Source organism: Paenimyroides ceti (assembly GCF_030409925.1).
In genome coordinates this window covers 2,739,138-2,762,144 of sequence record NZ_JAUFQU010000001.1, presented here as the reverse complement: position 1 = coordinate 2,762,144, position 23,007 = coordinate 2,739,138, and the positions used below count along the sequence as shown (strand labels likewise).

The following is a 23,007-nucleotide window of genomic DNA, read 5'->3' as shown; positions in this document are numbered from 1 at the left end:
TGGGTTTTTAAGTTATAATATAAATTTACAAAAACTATTATCCCTAAACGAATCTATTGTTCTAAAAAAATGTTAATAAAAAAAACGCTTCTGATTTTCAGAAGCGTTTTTTAAAAGTATTGATGTTAAAAGATTTTATTTATTTTCTTTTCTTGGGCCAAATTCATCTACGAAGTTCTCATTTTCGACATAATCTTCTTTCATCAATCCGGCATAATCTACTTTTTTAGATTTGCCAATGCGACGTTGAAGCCCGTCAAAAATTGCATAGATAACCGGTACGATAACCAATGTAAGGAATAAGGATGATAACAGACCTCCAATGATTACAATAGCTAAACCTCTGTTCATATCTGCACCGTCTCCCTGAGCCATTGCAATAGGAATCATACCGATAACCATCGCAATAGTAGTCATAAGAATCGGACGCAACCTTGCGTGGTTGGCCGCCACTAAAGCAGCATTGGTGCTATCTCCGGCTTCCTTTCTATGATTGGCAAAGTCGACCAGAAGGATGGCATTCTTACATACCAGACCAATTAACATAATAATACCCAGAATAGTAAATATGTTTAAAGACGTATTGGTCAGTGCCATCAGTAAGAGAGCTCCAATGAAAGATAGTGGAACCGAGAAAATAACGATAAACGGAGTAGCAAAACTATCATATAAAGCAACCATTACAAGGTATACTAAGATGATTGCAGCTGCAAGAGCATACCCCAAGGTACCGAAACCTTCTTCCTGATTTTCCATATCACCACCCCATACATAACCAACACCTGGTTTTTTCTCCAATTTAGAGAATTTACTTTCCCATTCAGATGCAATGGTTCCCAAAGGACGTCCAATGGTTTGTGCCTGAACAGAAACAGATGGAGCTTTATCTCTTCTTTCCAGTAATGACGGACCAGAATCATACGTAACTGTTGCGAATTGTTCTAATTTTACCTGTTGTCCGAATGAATTGGTGAATTTTAGATTTTTTACATCATCGATAGAACTTCTTCCTTGTTCACCATATCTAATATTAATATCATATTCATACTCTCCGGCACGGAATTTACCATCCGTATTACCGCTGAATGCAGTCTGCATCGTCATACCTACAGAAGAAAGATCCAATCCTAAACTGGACATTTTATCACGGTCAACTTTAACGTTTATTTCCGGATTACCGTCTTCTGAAGTTAATTTAATTTCAGAAGAACCTTCTACTTTACGTAACTCATCTGCTGCTTTTTTAGCAAATTCCATTGCATCTTCCATAGTCGATGCGGTAACTGTCAGCATTAATGGAGAACCTTCAGAACCCATCATACCTACTGGTACTGTTTTTACTTTTGAACCGATAAGTACTTTTTCAAGATCTCGTTTCAGTTTAGCCGAGAATACTTTTGTAGATTCTGATCGCAGTTTTTTGTCTACTAAGATGACCTGAATTTCTGATTTGTATTTACTTCCTGTTACCGCTCCCATACCATCACTTGATTGACCTACTGTAGTAATCATTCGTTCTACTTCCGGTAATTTACTGATGTAGGCTTCTGCTTTTTGTGTTGTGAAATTAGTATTCTCAATAGAAGCATCTTTATCTAATTCTAACTGCACAAGAAATTCACCTTTATCTGATTGAGGGAAAAATTCTCCTCCGACAAATCCCATTCCTACTAAAGACAGGGATCCGAAGAACAAAATAATAACAATTATAAGTGTGATGATTTTATTCTTTGCAGATTTTAAACACCAGATCAGTAAGTTAGAGATAGAATGTGTAAAAGCAGTCAGACCTCTTTCAAAGCCATGTATTATTTTTCCGAAAAATGAATGAGAACTGATGTGCTCAATAACTCCGAATCTGGAGAATAACCATGGAACAACGGTAAAAGATACTAATAATGATAACATAGTTGCAAACATTACAGTAACACAGAATTGTGTAATAATGTTGGAAACTAAACCGGTACTCATTGCAATCGGTAAGAATACAACGATAATTACTAATGTAATAGCTGTAACGGTAAATCCGATTTCTGAAGCACCGTCATAGGCCGCCCGTATCTTGTTTTTCCCCATTTCCATGTGGCGGTGAATGTTTTCAATAACCACAATCGCATCATCCACAAGAATACCTACAACCAGAGATAATCCTAATAATGACATAAGGTTTAAGGTATATCCCATTAGATATAGCCCGATAAAGGTAGCGATCAAAGACAGTGGAATAGCCACCATTACAATCACTGCATTTCTTAAACTGTGCAGGAAGAAAAGCATAATAATACCAACCAGTACAATCGCAAGGAACAAATCGAACATTACGTTATTTGCCGCACTAAGTGTATAATCAGATGAATCATTTGCGATAGTTACCTTAACACCTGCTTTTGCATAATCTTTCTCAATAGTCTCAATGGTACTTTTTACCAATTCACTTACTGCTACAGCATTAGCATCAGTTTGTTTTTTAACCTGAAGAATGATAGTGTTTTGTTGATCTAAACGGGCAATCTTCTCCACTTCTTTTTCACCATCCTGTACGTCAGCAATATCGCTAAGTCGAATTTGTATTCCTTCTTTTGTAGATATTACCAAATTTCTTAATTCTTCAACAGATCGGTACTTTCCGGAGAGACGAATTAAAGTTTGTTTGTCCTTAGTTTTTACGTTTCCTGTTGGGAAGTCAAGGTTAGAAGCTAAAATAATTTGCTGTACCTGAGGTAAACTTAATCCGTAACCTTCCAGTTTTTTAGGATCAATACTTACCTGTATTTCTCTTTCTCTACCACCTACTAAATCTACTTGTGCTACACCATTGATACGTGAAAATACGGGTTGGATTTTTTTGTCCAACAGATCGTAAAGTTCTTTTTCTGTTAGCTTACTGGTGATACTCAGTGTCATAATAGGCATATCATCTAAAGAGAATTTGCTCAAAGACGGTGGATCTACATCATCAGGTAAATCTTTAAGAATGGCATTGATCTTACGCTGGGCATCATTCAATGCATAATCAGCGTTTGCTTCCGGTGTAAGGTTGATCATTACAATAGAAACACCTTCATACGATTTTACTTCTATTTTTTTGACGTTTTCCAGTGATGATACAGCGTCTTCTATTTTCTTAGAGACTGTATTTTCAATCTCAGAAGGAGAGGCACCCGGATATATAGTGGAAACCGTTAATACATTTACTTCAAACTTAGGAATCAACTCATAACTCAGCTGACTATAACTGAAAATCCCTCCTAAGGTCAGTATGATAAAGAGTACAATAATTATACTCGGGCGTTTTATTGATATTTCAGATATTTTCATAATCTTATTTTCGAGGGATTATATTTATTTGATAATAGAAACTGGTGTTTCATTAAGCAGATTTATTTGTCCGCTTGTAACTACTTCGTCACCGTCTTTTATCCCGCTCAGGATTTCAACAAAGTCTCCAAAGTTTCTTCCTGTAGTTACTTTTGTCAAATAAGCTACGTTATTTTTAACAACAAAAACTTCGTTCGTACTCACGCTACCTACAAAGGCTGAGCGAGGTACCACAAGTATTGGAGTATTGGTATTGCTGGTAAATATTGCTGTACCGTACATGCCGGCTTTAAGTTCATTATTACTGTTGTTTTGTATTTCTATTTCAACAGGGAAATTTAATGAACCATCTGCTTTAGGAGCGATAAAAGTTACTTTTCCATTGAACTCCTTGTCAGGATATACACTTGCTTTTACCTTAATTTTCTGCCCGACTTTCAAACCTGCTACATTATTTTCATCTACATTTACTTTTAACTTCAAAGTAGAAACATTCACCAATTCAAATAATGGAGTTCCCGGAGATACATAGGCACCCGGCTCTACCTGTCTTGAATTGATAATACCGCTGATAGAAGATCTTACAGAGGCATCAGAAGAGGTAAGTTGAGCACTTTTAAGGCTGTTTTTTGCGTTTTCTAATTGTAATTTAGCCTGATCTAATTGTTGTTTTGTAACACCACCCGTTGCGAAAGCACTTTCATATCTTGCTGCGTCTGCCTGTGCATTTTTATATGCTGCCTGAGCATTCTGTACATTGACATTAAGCTTGTCGCCATCGATAACGGCTAATGTTTGTCCGGCTTTAACAAAAGAACCTTCGTCAACAAGTACACGAACGACTTTTCCTGCTGTTTCTGCAGATATCATCAATTCCTGTTTTGGATAAAAAGTACCATTTGTTATATAATCTGCATTTATTTCCTGATACGTAACTTTTTGGGAACGAACCGCAACCGATTCATTTTTCTCAGCTACAATAGCTGTTTCCGCAGCATTCTTAGCTTTATTTTTATTTAAAACATATACGATCCCTGCAATTGCTACAATAAGAACGATACCTGTTATGACAATTTTTTTCATATTTCGAGTTAGTTATTTATTAATGATTTTAGTTCACCTTTTGATTTTATTAACTGGATTTCCGCCAGTTTATATTTTAGTAAAGCATCCGTATAATTATTCTGAGCATCAGCATACGCAGTTTCCGCATCTAATAAGTCCGTCAGCGTTGCCAGTCCGTTATTATAGTTATTCTGAATATTTTCTAAAACTTCTTTTGCCAGATCAACATTGGTCTTTTGAGAATCAATAGTTAATAAACTGTTGTTGATCTGTGTTTTTGCATTTTCAAGATCCAAACTCAGTGCAAGTCTTGTTTCCTCCAGCTCAACCTGAGCTTTCTCGATAGCTACATCTGCCTGTCTCACTTTTGATCTTGTAGAAAACCCGTTGAAAACAGGTATGCTTAAATTGAGACCAATAGCAGAGAAACTTGACCAGTATGTTCCATCAGCAGGTTTTGAAAACCATGGGAAATCAGAACCTAATCCCAAATAACCAAAGCTTCCTCTCAATGATAAGGTTGGGTAATACTCTGCTATTTTAGATTTTTTGTCTAACTCTAATAATTCATTTTGTTTTTCTAATACCAATATCTCAGTTCTGTTGTCAATAGTTGTATTTTCATCTACAAATACATGAGCAGAAATTTCAAAGGTGTTGTCGGGCATCACAATAGGTGTCTGTATCCCCATTCCTATCATGAACTTTAAACTGTTTTCTTGTAATTGAAGCGCATTTTTTGTTTGAGTAATATTGGCTTCAAGATTATTTTTAGAAACCAGCATACGATCCAAATCAATCTTTTTAGCAAGTCCGTTTTCATACAATCCTTTTATTACATCAGCTGTTTTGGAAGTGCTTTCGTATTTTATTTCTATTGTCTTTAATTGCAGTTTGGTTTCATACACCTGATAGTAGGCATTGGCAACTTTTTCAATTACCTGCTCTTCTGTTAGTGTGTTATTAATCTGATAAAACTCTCTGGTAGTTCTGGCAGCCTTTAACCCTGTAAAAACGGCCTGATTAAAAATTTGCTGATCCAGATTAGCCGATGCAGTTGATTGCCAGGGCTGCCCGAACGGTACTAAAATTGTTGTACCTGGTTGTCCAAGAATATCTCCGGGTAAAGCACTTTTCTGGAGTATCGCATTGTATGTTAGATCCCCGGAAACAGTGATTTGGGGTAATGCCATAGCACGTACTTCAGCAATTTTATGCTCACTGTTTTGTATGTCGAGCTTTGCTTTGACAGCATCTGCTTTATTGGCCAAAGCGTATTCAATAGCATCTTTAAGACTCAGTTGCTCTTGAGCTTGCGCAAACACTCCTAACAATAGTGTGGCAAGAATGGTTAATTTGTATTTCATTGAATGGGACGTTATTTATTTAATATTTGCTCTAATTTTTTCAATCCTTTTTCAGTAACTATAGCTCTTAAATGATATTCCAGAAATTCTGCATCCACTTTTTCTAAGGGAAAAACCTCGACCGGAAAAAGCTTTTCATCGCATAGATTTGCCGTAGTCACAAAGAAAAACCTGCCTACCAATTCTATATCAATCTCTTTTCTGTAGTAGCCGGTTTCTAATCCTCTTCTTAAGTTTTCGAGGATAGTTTCATCGAATTGCTCATATCTTTTCTGATTTAATTTTTCCGTTACTTTAGGATAGTACTTAATGAGTTCGTACATCAAGCGGGTTTGCAATTCGGGGGACAAAATATTTTTAAAAGCCGACCTTACGTCAAAAAGCTCACTGATTACATCATCACTGTTTTCAATAATTTTTTCAACCTTTCCCAATGCCACATCATAAAAATATTCAACAGAGGCTTCTACCAAATCAGGTTTTGACTGATAATGCAGGTAGATTGTCTTCTTGGAAATCCCCATTTCTTTTGCTATATCATCCATTGTTACTGCTCTGAATCCTCTGTGGATGAACAATTCGGATGATTTTTGTAAAATCTGATTTTCCATTTTGTTTCTAATTTCGACTGCAAATGTAGTCAGGAAACTTTTAAAACCAAAAAAGTTTCCAAAGTTTTTTTAAAAAATTAACCAATTCGTAAAATTGGTTTACATTTGTCTTTCTTTTTAAATATAATAAAATCAAATGCGAACCATTTCAGGATATAAAGAGATAATAGCGGACTATATTGAAAATCTTCAAATAAATAAAAAACCCGATGAATTGTATGACCCGATAAAATATATTTTGTCTTTAGGTGGTAAACAGTTGCGTCCGGTACTAACCTTATTTGCAGCAGAGATTTTTGGAAGTGATTATCAAAAAGCCATTCATGCAGCAAGTGCTATTGAATTGTTTCATAATTTTTCTTTGATTCATGATGATATTATGGATGACGCACCTTTGAGAAGAGGGCATCAGACGGTACATGAAAAATGGAATGTGAACACAGGTATTCTTTCAGGGGATGCGATGTTGATTTTAGCCTATCAGTATTTTGAAAACTATGAACCAGTTATCTTTAAAGAATTGGCAAAGCTTTTCAGTAAAACAGCATTGGAAGTTTGTGAAGGACAGCAAATGGATATTAATTTTGAAGAGAGAAACGATGTGTCAATCGATGAGTATATTACCATGATTGAGTATAAGACGGCTGTTTTGGTTGGAGCAGCTTTGCAAATGGGGGCTATAGTTGCCGAAACATCTGAAGATAATAAGAAAAGAATCTATGATTTTGGCCGTTGGCTTGGCATTGCTTTTCAGCTACAGGATGATTATCTTGATGCTTTTGGGGATATGGCTACTTTTGGTAAAAAAATAGGAGGGGATATTCTGGAAAACAAGAAAACATATCTCTACCTCATGGCGTTGATAAAAGGAACTAAAGAGGAAAAAGAACGATTGTTGGAATTGTTTTCTGTAACTGATGTCCCTGAAGAAGAAAAAATAAGCATTGTGAAAAATATTTTTGAAAATACGAAAGCAACTGTAGAAATTCAGCAGCAAATTAAAGATTATACACAAAGAGCGTTAGAAGTTTTGGAAAGTTTAAACATAGAAAACACCCATAAAGAAGAGTTGCGAACATTTGCTCTTAATTTAATGGATCGCAAAGTGTAATGGAACAATCGGTTGCGTTTTTAAAAGAAAAATTAGTTGAACCTCACTTTATAAAACAGCTGATAGATCAGATAAATAAAGATTTTTACAGAGCAACACAAATAGAAGCTGTCCCTTTAGAAGCAACAGTTCATGAAATTGTTGTAAATGTAGAAATAGCTCTGAAAGAAATTATCCATAGAGATGCATCTAAAATCAGTACACTTCTTTATTTGGTTGATGTTCCTGAAATTGAAGTAGAGCAATATTTAAGTACTACTACCGAAAACTTACTTTCGGTAGTTACTTTTCTTATCCTCAAGAGAGAATTTCAGAAGGTTTATCTTAGAAATAAAATCTTATAAATGGCATCCATGCCTGATTATAAACAAAATTATCTTTATCATAAAGGATATTATAGCGTACACCAACTGTAAGTCCGTTCATAGAATATCCGGCTCCTAAAAAGATAGCGGTATTCCAGAAATTATCTTCCATTCGGTCTCTTCTCCATATGTCTGTATAATACACATCATAGGTATTGTTTACTCTTAACTGTTCAACTTCAGCAGAAAGTTGAATTTCAGGAATGGGATTATAGAGTCCGATAACATTAATTCCGTATGAGAGACTTTCGTAGTATCCTTTTGATTTTAAATAATTAAACTGTAATCCGGTACCTACTGCAAATTGGTTGTTAAATTGATAAATAGCACTGGGTGCGACCATCACATCTGCAAAACCGTCACCAAAACTCAGTCCAAGTCCTCCTCCAAAGCGAACATTTCTCCAAAAATAGTTTTTATAGCTGTTGTCGAAATCATAGTTTCGATCTTCATTTTGACTATTTGCGGTAACGCCAGATAATAGAAAACCGGTGGAAATTAAACACGAGAATAGGAGTTGTTTCATAAAAGAGTCGTTTTAAAAAGCTAAAATACTAAAATTGAATAGTAATCCTTCTTATTTGGATGCATAAAAGAATAATTTATGAATACATTAACCAAAAGATATCATTGTTTTTATCAGAAGAACAAGTGTAAATTTACTACAAATATTTAAATCGTTTTGTATTTGAGAAAAATAACTGTTTTGAGGATATTGTGTTGGATTTAAGCAAGTTTATGATGATTTGTAAACATCTTTTTTTACAAATCATGTAAAAAAAAAACCTTATATATACGTTCAGAGCTATAAATTCGGAGTAAAAAAGTGTAAAAAACAATATAACTGTTAAAAAAAGAGGATTTCATGTTTTGCTGGCTCTTAATTCTGAAAAATAATATAACAAAACTCAGTAAAAGATTGTTTAATTTTCATAAAGTATCGTATTTTTGTAGGAAAATTTTTTTAAACAAAAAGGTCTTTAGACAAAATTATGGATAGGTTTTCCTTTTTAAACGCGGCACATACCGCATTTTTCGCAGAATTATACGATCAGTACTTAGTAAGTCCTGACAGTGTAGAGCCAAGCTGGAGAAGTTTTTTTCAAGGGTTCGATTTTGCAAACGAATACAGTGATGGTTCAGGTTTTTCTGATAATAGTGCAGATAACGGATCTTCATCTCTGGCGATTCAAAATCTTCAAAAAGAGTTTGCAGTACTAAAGCTGATCGATGCATACCGTACAAGCGGACATCTGTTGACTAAAACAAATCCACTTAGAGAGCGAAATGTAACAGCACCGGATCTTTCGATTGAAAAATTCGGATTGTCTCAGGCAGATCTGAATACTAAATTTGATGCAGCCAAATCAATTCAGTTACCAACAAGTACACTACAGGAGATCATCAATCATCTGGATAAAGTTTACTGCGCTTCTACAGGAGTTGAGTTTGTGTACATACCAAATGATGAAAAAAGAAACTGGGTAGCAAAATATTTTGAATCAAAAGCTAACGGATTTGATGCCGAACAGCGTAAATATATTCTGGAAAAATTAGTAGAAGCAGCAGCTTTCGAGAATTTTTTTCAAACTAAATATGTAGGGCAAAAGCGTTTTTCTTTGGAAGGGCTTGAAGCTACAATTCCAGCATTAGATGCCATGATTGATGCAGCGGCGGATGCTGGAGTTGAAGATGTTGTATTAGGAATGGCTCACAGAGGGCGATTGAATGTATTGGCTAATATTTTTCAAAAACCGGCTCAAAACATCTTTACAGAATTTGATGGAAAAGATTATGCAGATGTATCTGATTCTTTTGATGGAGATGTAAAATATCATCTTGGATATACTTCTGAAAAAATAACTCATACAGGCAAAAAAGTACAGCTAAACTTGGCGCCAAATCCGTCCCATCTCGAAACAGTTGGTGCTGTTTTGGAAGGAGTTGCCCGTGCTAAACAGGATAAATATTTTGCAGATCAGTTCTCAAAAGTATTGCCTGTCTGTTTGCATGGAGATGCCGCTATTGCCGGACAGGGAATTGTATATGAAATTGTACAGATGTCTAAACTTCGGGGATATCAGACTGCAGGAACAATACATGTAGTATTGAATAATCAGGTTGGATTTACAACCAGCAATAAAGATGCACGTTCAGGTGTATATTCTACAGACATTGCAAAAGTAGTGTCAGCTCCGGTGGTACACGTCAATGCTGATGATACAGAAGCTGCTGTCAGTGCTTTTCTGTTTGCCCTTGCTTACAGAATGGAGTTCAAAGAAGATGTATTCATCGATTTGGTAGGATACCGTAAATACGGACACAATGAAGGAGATGAACCACGTTTTACACAACCTATTCTATATAAATTGATTTCAAAGCATGAAAATGCACGAAATATATACAATGCAAGATTGCTTGAAGAAAAAGTGGTTACGCAGGATTATGTAAAAGGTTTGGAAGATAAATACAAGTCAATTCTTGAAGAAAATCTGGAAATAGCAAAAGCAAATCAAAAAGCAGTTGTTATTCCGTTTATGCAGAAAGAATGGCAGGGATATAATATCGCTGACAGCAAAAGAATGTTGCAGACTTTTGATACAAAAGTGTCAAGAGAATTGTTGGATGACGTTGCCGAAGTAATTACAAAATTACCGGAAGACAAAAAATACATCAGTAAAATAGCCCGTCTTATAGGTGATCGTTACAAGATGTATTTTGAAAATGATAAATTAGACTGGGCGATGGGTGAGCTGTTGGCTTACGGAACATTGATCTCAGAAGGGTATGATGTGCGTTTTTCAGGACAGGATGTTCAGAGAGGGACTTTTTCTCACCGCCACGCAGTAGTAAAATCAGAAGATACAGAAGATGAATACATTGCATTGAACCATTTAAAATCTCAAAATGGGCAGATGCGTATTTATAACTCTTTATTATCAGAATATGCGGTTTTAGGCTTTGAATACGGATATGCATTAGCAAATCCAAAAGCTTTGACTATATGGGAGGCTCAATTTGGAGATTTCTTCAACGGAGCTCAGATTATGGTAGATCAATATATTTCTGCTGGAGAAGATAAATGGGGAAATCAAAACGGATTGGTGATGTTATTGCCTCACGGTTATGAACATCAGGGAGCAGAACATTCATCTGCACGATTAGAGCGTTTTCTACAGTTGTGTTCTTCTCACAATATGTATATTGCTAACGCGACTACACCCGCAAATCATTTTCATTTATTGAGAAGACAGTTGGTTACTGATTTTAGAAAACCGTTGATCGTCTTTTCTCCAAAAAGCTTATTGCGCCACCCGGAAGCAACTTCTTCTATTGAAGATTTTACAAGTAAAGAATTCCAGATGGTGATAGATGATCCTAAAGTGGAGGATAAAAAATCAGTAAAAACACTGGTGTTTGTATCGGGTAAATTTTATTATGACTTACAGGCAGAAAAAGAAAAAGCAGGAAGAGAGGATATCGCTTTTGTTCGTTTAGAACAGTTATTTCCATTGCCTGTTGAGCAGTTAAAAGAAATAATTGCCTCTTATCCGAATGTGGATGATTATGTATGGGCTCAGGAAGAACCAAGAAATATGGGTGCTTACGGATTTATGTTGATGAATTTTGATTTGGTAAAATTGCGTCTGGCTTCTCCGGTTGCTGCTTCAGCTCCGGCTGCAGGTAGTTCGGTACGCTCAAAAGCACGTTATGCACATGCCATTGCTATGGTTTTTAATAAAGACTTAAAATAATAAATCTAATAACAATATTAAAAGAAATACAGATGAGTGTCTTAGAAATGAAAGTTCCATCACCAGGTGAATCAATTACAGAAGTAGAAATTGCAACCTGGTTAGTAAAAGACGGAGATTATGTAGAGAAAGATCAGGCGATTGCTGAAGTTGATTCTGATAAAGCTACGTTAGAATTGCCTGCAGAAGCAAGCGGGATTATTACTTTAAAAGCAGAAGAAGGGGATGCGGTTGCAGTCGGTCAGGTTGTTTGTTTGATTGATACAAGTGCTGCAAAACCATCTGGTGAGACAGATTCTGAGGCTCAGAAAGAAGAAAAGGCTGCTGAAGCACCTGCAAAAGAAGAAGCACCTAAAAAAGAAGAAGCACCTAAAAAAGAAGAGGCTCCTAAAACGGAAACGTATGCAACGGGAACTGCCTCTCCTGCAGCTAAGAAAATATTAGATGAAAAAAATATAGAGTCGGCATCTGTAAAAGGAACCGGTAAAGACGGTCGCGTAACTAAAGAAGACGCTATCAATGCAGTGCCTTCTATGGGAACACCAACAGGGGGACCAAGAGAGACAGAGCGTAAAAAAATGTCTATGTTGCGTAGAAAAGTAGCGGAACGTTTGGTAGAAGCAAAAAATACTACTGCAATGCTGACTACTTTTAATGAAGTAAATCTTACTGAGGTAAACAAGCTAAGAAGCGAATTTAAAGACGCATTTAAAGCTAAACACGGTGCTTCTTTAGGATTTATGTCTTTCTTTACAAAAGCGGTTACAAGAGCATTACAATTATTCCCGGATGTGAATTCAATGATTGACGGACAGGAACAGATTAAATTCGATTTTGCGGATATCTCTATTGCAGTTTCTGGACCAAAAGGTTTAATGGTACCTGTAGTACGCAATGCAGAATTACTTTCTTTCAGAGGAATAGAGGCTGAAATCAAGCGCTTGGCAACAAGAGCACGTGACGGACAGATTACTGTAGATGAAATGACAGGCGGAACGTTTACCATTACCAATGGTGGTGTATTTGGATCTATGTTATCTACTCCGATTATCAATCCTCCTCAATCAGGAATTCTTGGAATGCACAATATAATTGAGCGCCCGGTTGCTGTAAATGGTCAGATAGTAATTGCCCCGATGATGTATATTGCTTTATCATACGATCACAGAATCATTGACGGACGAGAGTCTGTAGGTTTCTTGGTGGCTGTAAAAGAAGCTTTAGAAAACCCTGCGGAATTATTGATGAATAACGATCCTAAAAAGGCATTGGAGTTATAATATAAAACGTATTATTATAAATACTTAAAGCGACGAAAGTAATTTCGTCGCTTTTTTTTAATTATTATTAAGGAAAGTAGAGTCTATATGCAAATAATAGGGCAACGTTACTATGTGTATTGATTATGGTATGCTTTTTGTTGTTATAATTATTTAGAATCATTATAAAATTGATTTACTTACCTACTATAATTTAACTTATCATTTTTAAATATGGCCTTTAAATATATAGAAATTGAGAGGGTTGAAAAACTTACCAAAAAAGAGTTTATCGAAAACTATTATAAGCCTCAAAAACCTGTAGTAATTACAAATCAGATCGAAGATTGGCCTGCTTTTTCAAAATGGAATTTCCAATTTCTAAGAGAAGTAGCAGGGGATAAGATCGTTCCGTTATATGATAGTAGGAAAACCGATTATACCAAAAAAGTAAACGAACCTGATTTCACAATGACGATGTCTGAATATATAGACATTCTGGAAAAAGGACCAACTGATTTGCGTATTTTCCTCTATAATCTGATGAAAGATGTACCTTCATTGAAATCTGATATGAAATGGCCGCAATTAGGGCTGAGATTGATAAAAAGTCTGCCTCTGGTTTTCTTTGGTGGTCAGGATGCTAAAGTTTTTATGCATTATGATATTGATTTTCCGAATATTTTCCACATTCATTTTGAGGGAGAAAAGCAATGCGTCCTTGTTGATCCAAAGGAAACTAAATATATGTACAGGCTTCCTTATTCATGGATTTGCAATGAGGACATTGATTTTGATAATCCTGACTTTGAAAAATTTCCGGCACTTAAAATGATTAAGCCTTATATCACTAAGTTACAGCATGGAGAAATGTTATACATGCCTGAGGGTTGGTGGCATTATATGAAATATCTGACACCCGGATTTTCATTGAGTTTACGCTCACTTGCCGGAAGACCGGCTAATCTGCTTAGAGGATTGGCTAATGTAGCTGTTATCCGTTATTATGATAACTGGATGCGTAAGAGAAAGGGACAATCCTGGCTTGATTATAAAGATGCTGAATCCATTCGCAGGACGAATGAACTGATGAATAAATAAAAACAACAGAGGCTGTCACGATATATCGGGCAGCCTCTGTTGTTATATATAAATTTTGTATCCTTTGCGGATTATCGTTTTAGATTTTTCAAACTCATAGGACGGATTGTTTTAATGTTCTTAATCTCGTTTCTGTTGATTTTGATAAAATTTCTTTTGTTGCTAACTGATTTTGCAGGTCTGTTTTGTTGGTTTTGCTGTGTTAAATCAATTCCGGCATTTCCATTAAAAGTAACTACTAAAGTGTTGCCCCCAAAGGCTGTGTTTGCTGAAAATGCTACAGTCCCTGCCTGTTCATCAATAGAAGTATATTTTATGGTGCCTGTTGCTAAAACATTTTCAAATTGTTCTGTTCCAGCTGCAGCGACAACTATTCCTTCTAAAGTTGAGTTAGTCGCAGTAGGTATTTCAAACGTAGCACCACCTTCATTATTAACGATTTCTGCAGGTGTGTCAAAACGGTAAACAGCTGCTACTGTTAACTGGCTTAAATCATTGTTGTCTATCGTATACGATTCCCAAACAGCAACAACATCCGTTTGTGTTTCATCTGTATAATAAACCCCTACAAAATCAAGGATATGGTAGTTGGCAACATATTCATTACCGTTTAAAACAACATTACCTTCTCCTGGCTCAATATCAATAATCGGACCTCCCGGTTCTTCCGGACCTTCTCCTGTTACAATTAATTGTCTTGGGGCACTGTCAGCAGCACCTTGTAATTTTGCTACAACAGTATAGGTACCATTTGCAGTAGGCTTATAGTATCTGCCCTGAATAGGTGCGTTATTTACATAATATGTAGCCAAATCGGTTACATTTCCTCCATTAAGAAAAGAAGTGAATTCTACAGTTGAACCCAATGCAATTTCATATGAACTGATGTGTAGTACCAGCTGATCTGGTGCAGGTTCTACTATTGGGTCATTATCCGTAGGGATAATTGGATTTCCATTTGAATCTACCGGATAGGTCAATTTAGCGTCATCGTCATTACAAGCTGTAAATACAGTCAGCGATAACATCAATACAGATAGAAAAGTAAAAATTTTTTTCATGTGAAATTTCTCCATTAATTTAAAAGAAACTAAAGTATTATTAAAATTTCATTAATACAAGTACTTTAATGAATTTTCTTTACTTATTAACTGTTATTACTGATGAAGGAATTTTTTATTAATTCTGCTGGAGGCCAATAGGGAAGCAAAGAAGCCTAAAATAAAGAGTGTACTTAGAACTACTATTATATTGTATTGTCTTATTTTTACGGGATAGGGCAGATTATCAGAGATATATATGATAGGATAATGCTGTTGTATATAAGTGATGAACAGTCCTAATATCAAGCCAAAAATAGCACCGCCAATAGCGAGTATCAAACCCTGAAAAAGAAAAATATTTTTAATGGAGCGAATAGATAATCCTAAGTCTGAAAGGGTTTTTAAATGAGGTTGTTTTTCCAGAATGATCATGATTAATGAGCCTGTCAGACAAAATAAGGTCACAATAATCACCAGTGTAAAGATAAGGTAAATAGCAAGGCTTTCTGTTTTGAGCATTTTAAACAGACTTTCGTTTATCTGAGCTCTGTTTTTATACATAAGTTGGTCGCCAAAAATAGATTGCAATTCCTTAATTACTTTTTGTTCTTGTGCTGTTTCTTTTAACCTAAATTCAAGAGACGAATAACGATTGCTTTCCCAATTCAGCAAACTCTGTCCAACATGAATGTCAGTAAAAATATATTTAGCATCGGTTTCTATATTTCCCAAGCTATATATGCCTGATGTGTATAAAGGAATTTTGTTATAAGCTTCGTCTGGTGTAGAAATCATCCCTTCTCCGGGTTTCATCGCAAGGACTTCTAACAGATTATCATTGGAATACATCCCCATTGATAAAGATTCGGCTAAAAGATTTCCCACAACTGCCTGATTGGTGTGCGGCATAAGCCAGTTGCCTGCGGATATGGCGGTATTAATATCTGTGACGTCAGTATAAGTAGAATCAACAGCCTTGATAACGGCTACAACCTGTTTGTTGTTAAATGTAAATACAACCCGTTCTTCTACAACAGGCACGTGTGCTTCAATATCTTCAATCACTTCTAATCTGGAAAACTGATCCTTACTGACCAAAAAGGATTTTCCTTTTTCAGGTAATGCGATAAGATCCGGATCCATAGCATTTGTAAAGGATAGAGAATAATCTTCGAGTCCGCTGAAGACAGATGAAACGACAAACAAAGCCATGCTGCTGACAATAATTCCAAGAGCTGCGATTCTTGAAATTATATTAATTGCTTTGGTTTTGCTTTTACTAAAAGCATACCTTCTGGCTATGTAAAAAGTCGTGTTCAAGGATTATTTTTTCTTTCTTCGAATTAATAACTCTCTGTTTTCGATTGGGTTTTCTTCTCCTTTTAAGGCTGTATCAATTTTTTCAATGTAATCAAGACTGTCATCGATATAAAAACTCAGGTTAGGTACTTTTCGTAACTGATTCTTTACACGCTGTGCCAAATCATGTTTGATCAGCGGAGCATTTGACTGAATAGCTTTTAGTAATTCAGCTCCTTTATCAACCGGAAAAATACTTAAATATACTTTTGCAATGGACAAGTCCGTTGTTACAGAAACTTTTGATACTGAGATGATCAAGTTAGAAATACCGTTTTTTCGTACCTGTCCCTGAAGAATATCTACAAGATCTTCCTGCAATAAGGCACCCATTTTTTTTTGTCTGTTTGTTTCCATAGTGCAAAAATACAAATTTCATACTGATATCCTTATCTTTGTTTTTGTTATAAATATATTTAAAATGAAAAAAATAGAGCATATCGGTATTGCTGTAAAAAGTCTGGAAACTTCAAATCCTTTATTTGAAAAACTATTTGGAGCAGCTCCCTATAAAGAAGAAGAAGTAGCATCTGAAGGAGTGAAGACTTCTTTTTTTATGAACGGGCCTAACAAAATTGAATTGCTGGAAGCGACAAATGAAGAAAGTCCTATCGCTAAATTTATAGCGAAAAAGGGAGAAGGTATTCATCATATTGCTTTTGATGTAGAAGATATTATTGTTGAAATGGAACGGTTAAAAGGAGAAGGATTTATTATTTTAAACGATATTCCTAAAAAAGGTGCTGATAATAAATTAGTTGCATTTTTACACCCTAAAACCACTAATGGTGTCCTGATAGAACTGTGTCAGGAAATCAGATAAAAATCAAAAAAACTTTAAAAAAGCCTTGCGAATTCAGAATTTCTACTGTAATATTGCACTCGCTAACGATAAGTAGCCGGTCCTATAGCTCAGTTGGTTAGAGCACCTGACTCATAATCAGGTGGTCCCTGGTTCGAGCCCAGGTGGGACCACACCTTAAAACCCTTGTATATCAAGGGTTTTCTTGTTTTTATACTTTTCCTTTTTTATATTTACAACTCATTTACTACCATAAAAAGTAACTTTTTGCAACAAAAATGCAAGTGAAATGCAAGTAGATTTTATATAAAAAATGAAAATGCAACTGAACTATGACTATCAAATTCCTTTTAAAAAAATCGGATTCTAATGAATTTGGTTTTCCTATCATAATAAAGGTTTCACATACTCAGATAAGAAGAGAACGTGAAATTGGTCGTGCATTGCTTAGTGATTGGGATGTGAAAACAAGTTTGTATTTAGAAACTCATCCTGAATATCATTCATTGATGCCGGCATTATTAGATTTAAAGATCAAGGCCAGTAAAATATTATCACAGTATCTTACAGATTCTGATTAAATTATATCATTAATAATACCAGTTAAGGGTATTATAGAAAATACCAGAAAAAATGTTTAAAGAAGAATCAAACATCGCTACAAGGAAAAGAAAGAAGTAGTAATAAAGTCTTTTAAACGGATTAATGAGGTGATGAAGTCAACCGAAAAGCAAAAGGAGCGAAAACAGTTTGATTGGGGATTTTTGTTTCTTCAGATGCTGCCTGTAATTATTATGATAATTTTTTGTATAAGATTTGGAAAAGATAGTAGGTGATAAATTTTATAATAAATAATAAAATAAGTTTGTTGCTATTGTTAATATATATTTATATATTCGATTTTTAACCTATAGTGTATAAAATATGAAAAAATTATTAATGCCTTTAGCCGTATTAGCCATTGGAACAACAACATTAACAGCGAGTAATTCAATACTTGATTTAAAGGCAAATAATTCAATGATGGATCAAACACCAGACTTTGAAGGCAGAATGTGGTATAAAATTACTGTAACAGGAGTGTACAGTCAAAATTTTGGGATCATCTCTCAGTACACAGCCCACACAGAAGTAAAATATTTAAGTTCAGCAGAATTAGATATCCGTAAAGAAGATTTAAAGAGTCAGTACCCTGATAATCTTTTTAACGGAACTGGATACAGATATTTTGTGACATCCGAATGGACACTTCGCCCTAGATAAATAAATAAAAGCCACTTTAATTAGTGGCTTTATGTTTTGTTATCTGAATTAATTTACTTTCTGAAAATCAAATGTTCCAAAAGGTAAATAAACCTGTGTTTTAGTAGGGATATGATTAAATTCAGTATCATATTCCGTTGGATCTCCTGACAATGCTTCTTGTGTGAATACTACTCTTAGAGTAGGAATTTGTTGAGCATTTTTATATACATGCATAATGAAGAACATATGTGCTAAATTTGGATTATCGTTATTCGGTTCATTATAAAACATATATAGTCTTTGATCTGGTGTTGTACAGCCCATACAATTAGGTGTGTTTTTATAACGTGGTCCATCGTATATAAAATAGTCAACAGTACTGTTTTGATTTACATTAATATTTAAAGTATTTACAACTTCAACACCATTTTTAACGATACGTATTCCACCAATTAATGCATCAATTTTATTTTGGTAAACATCTGTAAAAGTTTTTTTAATAAATTTTAATTGCATTGTTAGGTTTCCAGATGAATATTGCCAAACACCATTTCCTGTATACTGGTTAAAATATCCTTGTGTATCTTTAAAATAATATCCTTTATCACCTAATGATACTTCGGGTCGATTATAAAGGTCTACTTGCTGAAGAGATTGTGAAGAAACATATCCTGTAATCAATAAGAATATGATTGATAATAGTTTTTTCATGATTTTCTAATTTATGATGTATTACAATTTGTTGTTTTTCCATGATAATTTTATGTAATATACTCATTAAAAAAACAAACAGCCACTTTAATTAGTGGCTGTTTGTTTTTATTTTGATCTATTACTTCTTAATTATTTTAGTAACTAGTCCGCGTTGATTGCTATCATGAGTATTTATTTCTAACCAATAAACTCCTAAATTAAGATCCTGTATGTCTAATGTAATTTGTTTACCAGTTTTATCTTTGAAAACTTTTATGAGTTTTCCATTTATGTCATAAATTTTAAAGTCATATCGTTCTTTAGCGGTATCCGGCAGCGTTATCTGCAATATATCACTCACTGGATTGGGGTATATATTTACACCTTCTAAATCAAAAATAGGATTTGATAAATATGAAGTGTAAAAATATGCTTTATCTCCGTTTTCATTAGTTAATATTAATTCTTTAGTATTACTATCGACAGGAGTTATTTCGTACTGAAATATTAAATCACTTGGTTGATAAAGCAATACATCGGTGTATTTAGAACTAAAATTTACATTATCATTATTTTGGCATTCAAATAATGGGAAGCTCATCCAATGAGTAGCTTGAAAACCATTGTCTTCTAAAAATGTAATATTTTCTAAACCAAATGTATAACAGTAATACCCATAAAATTGATTATATAAATCAATAAAACCAAAAGATTCATTATGAAAATTTTGTCTTTCTTCATTATCAGGAGCGATGTAATCAGTATTATTCAAAGTGACTTTATGCACATACCATTGATTGTTTTTTAATTCTTCTTCTTGGGTTTGTGCGCTCACAAAAAAGGTGTTTAATAATAAAAATAGTATCGTTATGATGTAAATCTGTTTTTTCATAATTATTCTTTTATTAAGGTTTTTGAATCTGTTACTTCTCCATCTGAAATCAATACAATAGAATAAACTCCGGATGGGTAAGTTGATAAATCTATTTGTATCGAATCTTGTTCAACGTTCAAAATATAATTATTTGATGTATTGCTACCATAAGTGCCAACAACTGAAATATAGGCTGAATTTGCTTTATTAATTTTGTATTCTACTGTTAGTTGATTTACAGCCGGATTTGGGAAAATATTGGATATATTATTTGGCTTCAATTTAATTTCTATTTCATCATAATCTTTATAACCGTCTTCTAAAGATATAACTTCCAATTTATACTTAGTTGCCAAAGTTACAGAAGTGTTGAAATCAATTCCTTGAGATAATAGATTTCCTTCAGAATCATACCAATTATATATTGCAGGTTCTCCAATATTAGTAGCTGATAAAAGAACAGGTTCGTTTTTATCTGTCAAAATTGAATTTCCAGCATTGGCATAAAATACTTCGCGAGGATATTTACGTATCTCATAAGATTCTCCTCCAAAAGTTTTACCTGATTCTGAAATTTTCTGAGTAACATTCATTAGGAATTTTTCTTTTGCAGTAATTTCTTTCGTAAGAAAATGAAATTTAACATCAACTGTTCCAATCTCTTTAGACTCAAATTCAAGATCTTTAATTTCTGCATTATTATCTGTAATAACTAATCTATTACCATTTACTTTGATGCCTGAGCTTTTATATCCTCCTTTAGCCCATGCTTTTAAAACTATTTCGTCTAAAATCACAGTAACTTCTGCCTCCTTGAACAAACTATTTCCAATATCTGATTTATCTGTAGTAAATTTCAAATCAAACTTTTTTAGTGTCTGAAGAGGATTTCCTACTGCAATTACTCCTCCAATAGGTTTACCTATATTGTTTGGATTTAAATCTACGATAGTAAGATTTTTCCATGCAAGATTATTATTATTTTTTACATTATCAGTTAGGAATTCACCTTCAGCAACAGTCATTGGATCATCTGGAGAATCAATTCTTGCTAACAAACAAAAATGCCATGGCTCATCATTAATAGATTGATAAGTACTTGGGTTTGGAACTAGCCAAGGTAATTTAACAACAGCATCCTGTCCAGGTTGCAAGACCGGAATAGTAATTTCTCCTATTGGAGCTCCTAATAAGGGACCATTGTTTGGGAAATTATTTTGCCCGTTCCAATGCGTGTCCCAATTCAAAGATGTAGAGGCTTTAGACCAGTAGAGTTTTACTTTTTCTGTTCCAGATGAAACAACACAACTCCTATTAAATACCCTTACATAGACATAATTAGGTTTTGAAGAATGGTACTCTGGATTTTGATGTTGCTCGATACTATCATCTTCATTACGGATCCAGATATCATTACTGTTCCAATATTCTTCAGTTGAATTATTAGGTTCTTCACCATGATCCTCTTTGTTATCTCGAATCATTAAATCTAAATTATCCGAAGGATTTAGCATACAATGCGCCCGCATAACCGCTCTGTATGCGTTGATTCTTCCCGTTCCTAATTTTCCAATATATGGGGTGTTTTCAGGAATATAATAAATATCATCAGTGGTTTCTTCAATGATTTGCTTTACCTGAACAGCTGTAAGATTTGGATTAATTGATCTTATTAATGCTGCCAATCCGGAAACGATAGGAGCAGCTCCAGATGTTCCAGCTCCCATCATTGTATATGCGTTAACTGAACCTTGAGCTCCATTTGGGTTTTCAGCTTTGAAAAGATCAAAAGCTGGTGCCGAAACATTAACTTTGTCATTTATAGTCATTGTACTTAGAGGGTCGTTAATATTATATAGTGCAACATCTTTCCAATTAGTCATTACGCCTTGAGAATTTGTGGTTCCACGATCATATTTACTACCAACGCCGGTTACTGATATCACAGCGTCGTAGGATGCGGGGTAACGATAAGCGGTTTGAGAATATAGTGTTCCTCCATTATGTGATGCTGCGACAATTACAATGTCTAAATCGTCTCTAACTTCATTAATTAAATCTTCTTCATAATTTCTATAATTTAAATCTCCCCAGCTAGCATTAATTACTTTTACACCTGGTATTTGTGATAGTTCATATATAGCTGTGAAGTTAGCTCCAATATAACCAACCATTTTTGTATTATATCCCATACTAGCTAACCCTTTTCCATTATTAGTATGTCCAACAGCTAAACTTGCAACTGAAATTCCATGAGTATAATCGCCATAACTAGCAAAAGGTCCTCCGTAAATTCCTGCGATCTTTTCTGCCAATTCTTCATGATTGTAGTCAAACCATGAATCAGCAATCCCAATCAGAACATTTGGATCCCCTTTAGTAATAGACCACGCCAGCGGTGCTCTAATATGTTCTAAATAATCATTAGGTGAGCCATCTGGTAACATAAAATCATTTGGATATTCTATAGCTAAAGGAGCATCTTCAATTTCTTCTCCATACGTAATAAATTCATTAGCAAGAAGGTGTGATAATTCAAGGGAAGAACTCTCTATCTTAACAAGATAAACAGTGTTTAAATAGGATTTCAAATTTGGAAAAGCTTTCCTATAATCTAGTATTCTTTGGTTTTGAAACAATTGTTGAATTGAACTATCTGTAAAAGTAAGTTTTAAATATTTTCCATTATTCTCAACCGCTGTTGGGACAAACTTATTTTCATCTTTTGGAGTAAATAAAAATTCTTTAAACGTTTGGGATGATACTTCAATGGTTAATAGAAAAATAAGAAGGATTGTGAAAAAATTCCTCATATGGCATTTATTTTTGGTTAATATTTTTGGCAAAAATAGTTAAAATATATTAAATAAATACTTGTCATATGATTATAAATAGCATTGATTACATATCAATGTTAATCTTAATTTTACTAAATTGAAAGTAAATTTTTTTAGATTCATGCAATTTAAATGCGGATGAAAAATAATGAATAATTTTAATATATTGATTTTAAATGAGTTATTTAGTTTTTTTAAGTTT

The 23,007-nt window shown here is 34.3% G+C and carries 19 protein-coding genes and 1 tRNA gene; 9 read left to right on the top strand and 11 right to left on the bottom strand.

Annotated elements, in window-relative coordinates:
• Positions 1-135: 135 nt before the first annotated feature.
• Genes QW060_RS13720 through QW060_RS13705 form a run of 4 tightly spaced genes read right to left on the bottom strand, consistent with a single transcriptional unit; the run spans position 136 to position 6,361 of the window.
• Positions 136-3,318: an efflux RND transporter permease subunit gene (locus tag QW060_RS13720; protein ID WP_290364046.1), complete on the bottom strand. Its 3,183-nt coding sequence runs from the start codon at positions 3,316-3,318 to the stop codon at positions 136-138.
• 24 nt (positions 3,319-3,342) lie between these two features.
• Positions 3,343-4,401, bottom strand: a complete 1,059-nt coding sequence (locus QW060_RS13715; RefSeq protein WP_290364045.1) for an efflux RND transporter periplasmic adaptor subunit — start codon at positions 4,399-4,401, stop codon at positions 3,343-3,345.
• 8 nt (positions 4,402-4,409) lie between these two features.
• Positions 4,410-5,750: a TolC family protein gene (locus tag QW060_RS13710; RefSeq protein ID WP_290364044.1), complete on the bottom strand. Its 1,341-nt coding sequence runs from the start codon at positions 5,748-5,750 to the stop codon at positions 4,410-4,412.
• A gap of 11 nt (positions 5,751-5,761) precedes the next feature.
• Positions 5,762-6,361, bottom strand: a complete 600-nt coding sequence (locus tag QW060_RS13705; protein WP_290364043.1) for a TetR/AcrR family transcriptional regulator — start codon at positions 6,359-6,361, stop codon at positions 5,762-5,764.
• Between the two features lie 136 nt (positions 6,362-6,497).
• Here QW060_RS13705 and QW060_RS13700 point away from each other — a divergent pair, with 136 nt between their 5' ends.
• Both QW060_RS13700 and QW060_RS13695 read left to right on the top strand, forming a co-directional pair.
• Complete coding sequence (locus QW060_RS13700; protein ID WP_290364042.1) at positions 6,498-7,472, top strand: polyprenyl synthetase family protein; 975 nt, start codon at positions 6,498-6,500, stop codon at positions 7,470-7,472.
• Positions 7,472-7,816, top strand: a complete 345-nt coding sequence (locus QW060_RS13695) for a hypothetical protein (protein ID WP_290364041.1) — start codon at positions 7,472-7,474, stop codon at positions 7,814-7,816. The genes QW060_RS13700 and QW060_RS13695 overlap by 1 nt, the downstream gene beginning before the upstream one ends.
• On the opposite strand, the gene QW060_RS13690 is transcribed toward QW060_RS13695, so the two are convergent.
• On the bottom strand, positions 7,797-8,363 hold the full coding sequence (locus QW060_RS13690) for a hypothetical protein (protein ID WP_290364040.1): 567 nt from the start codon (positions 8,361-8,363) through the stop codon (positions 7,797-7,799). The genes QW060_RS13695 and QW060_RS13690 overlap by 20 nt on opposite strands.
• Before the next feature lie 466 nt (positions 8,364-8,829).
• On the opposite strand from QW060_RS13690, the gene QW060_RS13685 reads away from it, so the two are divergent.
• The 3 genes from QW060_RS13685 (at position 8,830) to QW060_RS13675 (ending at position 13,952) form a co-directional block, all read left to right on the top strand.
• A complete protein-coding gene (locus QW060_RS13685) occupies positions 8,830-11,592 on the top strand; it encodes a 2-oxoglutarate dehydrogenase E1 component (RefSeq protein WP_290364039.1) in 2,763 nt (920 codons plus the stop codon).
• A 32-nt stretch (positions 11,593-11,624) separates the two neighbouring features.
• Positions 11,625-12,872, top strand: a complete 1,248-nt coding sequence (odhB, locus tag QW060_RS13680) for a 2-oxoglutarate dehydrogenase complex dihydrolipoyllysine-residue succinyltransferase (protein WP_290364038.1) — start codon at positions 11,625-11,627, stop codon at positions 12,870-12,872.
• A 213-nt stretch (positions 12,873-13,085) separates the two neighbouring features.
• The gene (locus QW060_RS13675; protein WP_290364037.1) at positions 13,086-13,952 is read left to right on the top strand and encodes a cupin-like domain-containing protein; all 867 of its coding nucleotides are present in this window, start codon (positions 13,086-13,088) and stop codon (positions 13,950-13,952) included.
• 71 nt (positions 13,953-14,023) lie between these two features.
• Here QW060_RS13675 and QW060_RS13670 read toward each other — a convergent pair whose 3' ends face one another.
• From QW060_RS13670 to rbfA, 3 genes are all read right to left on the bottom strand, one after another.
• A complete protein-coding gene (locus tag QW060_RS13670; RefSeq protein ID WP_290364036.1) occupies positions 14,024-15,028 on the bottom strand; it encodes a hypothetical protein in 1,005 nt (334 codons plus the stop codon).
• A gap of 81 nt (positions 15,029-15,109) precedes the next feature.
• Entirely contained in the window at positions 15,110-16,315 is a 1,206-nt protein-coding gene (locus QW060_RS13665) for an ABC transporter permease (protein WP_290364035.1), read from the bottom strand.
• Positions 16,316-16,318: 3 nt separating this feature from the next.
• Positions 16,319-16,711: a 30S ribosome-binding factor RbfA gene (gene rbfA / locus QW060_RS13660; protein ID WP_290364034.1), complete on the bottom strand. Its 393-nt coding sequence runs from the start codon at positions 16,709-16,711 to the stop codon at positions 16,319-16,321.
• 64 nt (positions 16,712-16,775) lie between these two features.
• Between rbfA and mce the strand changes: the two genes are divergently transcribed.
• The 4 genes from mce to QW060_RS13640 all read left to right on the top strand — a co-directional run bounded on the left by mce (position 16,776) and on the right by QW060_RS13640 (position 18,419).
• Positions 16,776-17,177: a methylmalonyl-CoA epimerase gene (gene mce, locus QW060_RS13655; RefSeq protein ID WP_290364033.1), complete on the top strand. Its 402-nt coding sequence runs from the start codon at positions 16,776-16,778 to the stop codon at positions 17,175-17,177.
• Positions 17,178-17,255: 78 nt separating this feature from the next.
• Positions 17,256-17,329, top strand: a tRNA-Ile gene (locus tag QW060_RS13650).
• Positions 17,330-17,599: 270 nt separating this feature from the next.
• On the top strand, positions 17,600-17,737 hold the full coding sequence (locus tag QW060_RS13645; RefSeq protein WP_290364032.1) for a hypothetical protein: 138 nt from the start codon (positions 17,600-17,602) through the stop codon (positions 17,735-17,737).
• Between the two features lie 442 nt (positions 17,738-18,179).
• Positions 18,180-18,419 carry a hypothetical protein gene (locus QW060_RS13640; protein ID WP_290364031.1) on the top strand — a complete coding sequence of 80 codons (240 nt, stop codon included), beginning with the start codon at positions 18,180-18,182 and terminating at the stop codon, positions 18,417-18,419.
• 48 nt (positions 18,420-18,467) lie between these two features.
• Here QW060_RS13640 and QW060_RS28045 read toward each other — a convergent pair whose 3' ends face one another.
• The 3 genes from QW060_RS28045 to QW060_RS13625 all read right to left on the bottom strand — a co-directional run bounded on the left by QW060_RS28045 (position 18,468) and on the right by QW060_RS13625 (position 22,781).
• Complete coding sequence (locus tag QW060_RS28045) at positions 18,468-19,112, bottom strand: DUF6705 family protein (RefSeq protein WP_317623178.1); 645 nt, start codon at positions 19,110-19,112, stop codon at positions 18,468-18,470.
• Positions 19,113-19,233: 121 nt separating this feature from the next.
• Positions 19,234-19,986 carry a T9SS type A sorting domain-containing protein gene (locus tag QW060_RS13630; protein ID WP_290364029.1) on the bottom strand — a complete coding sequence of 251 codons (753 nt, stop codon included), beginning with the start codon at positions 19,984-19,986 and terminating at the stop codon, positions 19,234-19,236.
• 2 nt (positions 19,987-19,988) lie between these two features.
• Positions 19,989-22,781, bottom strand: coding sequence for a S8 family serine peptidase (locus QW060_RS13625; RefSeq protein WP_290364028.1), 2,793 nt, complete (start codon positions 22,779-22,781; stop codon positions 19,989-19,991).
• Positions 22,782-23,007: the final 226 nt, after the last annotated feature.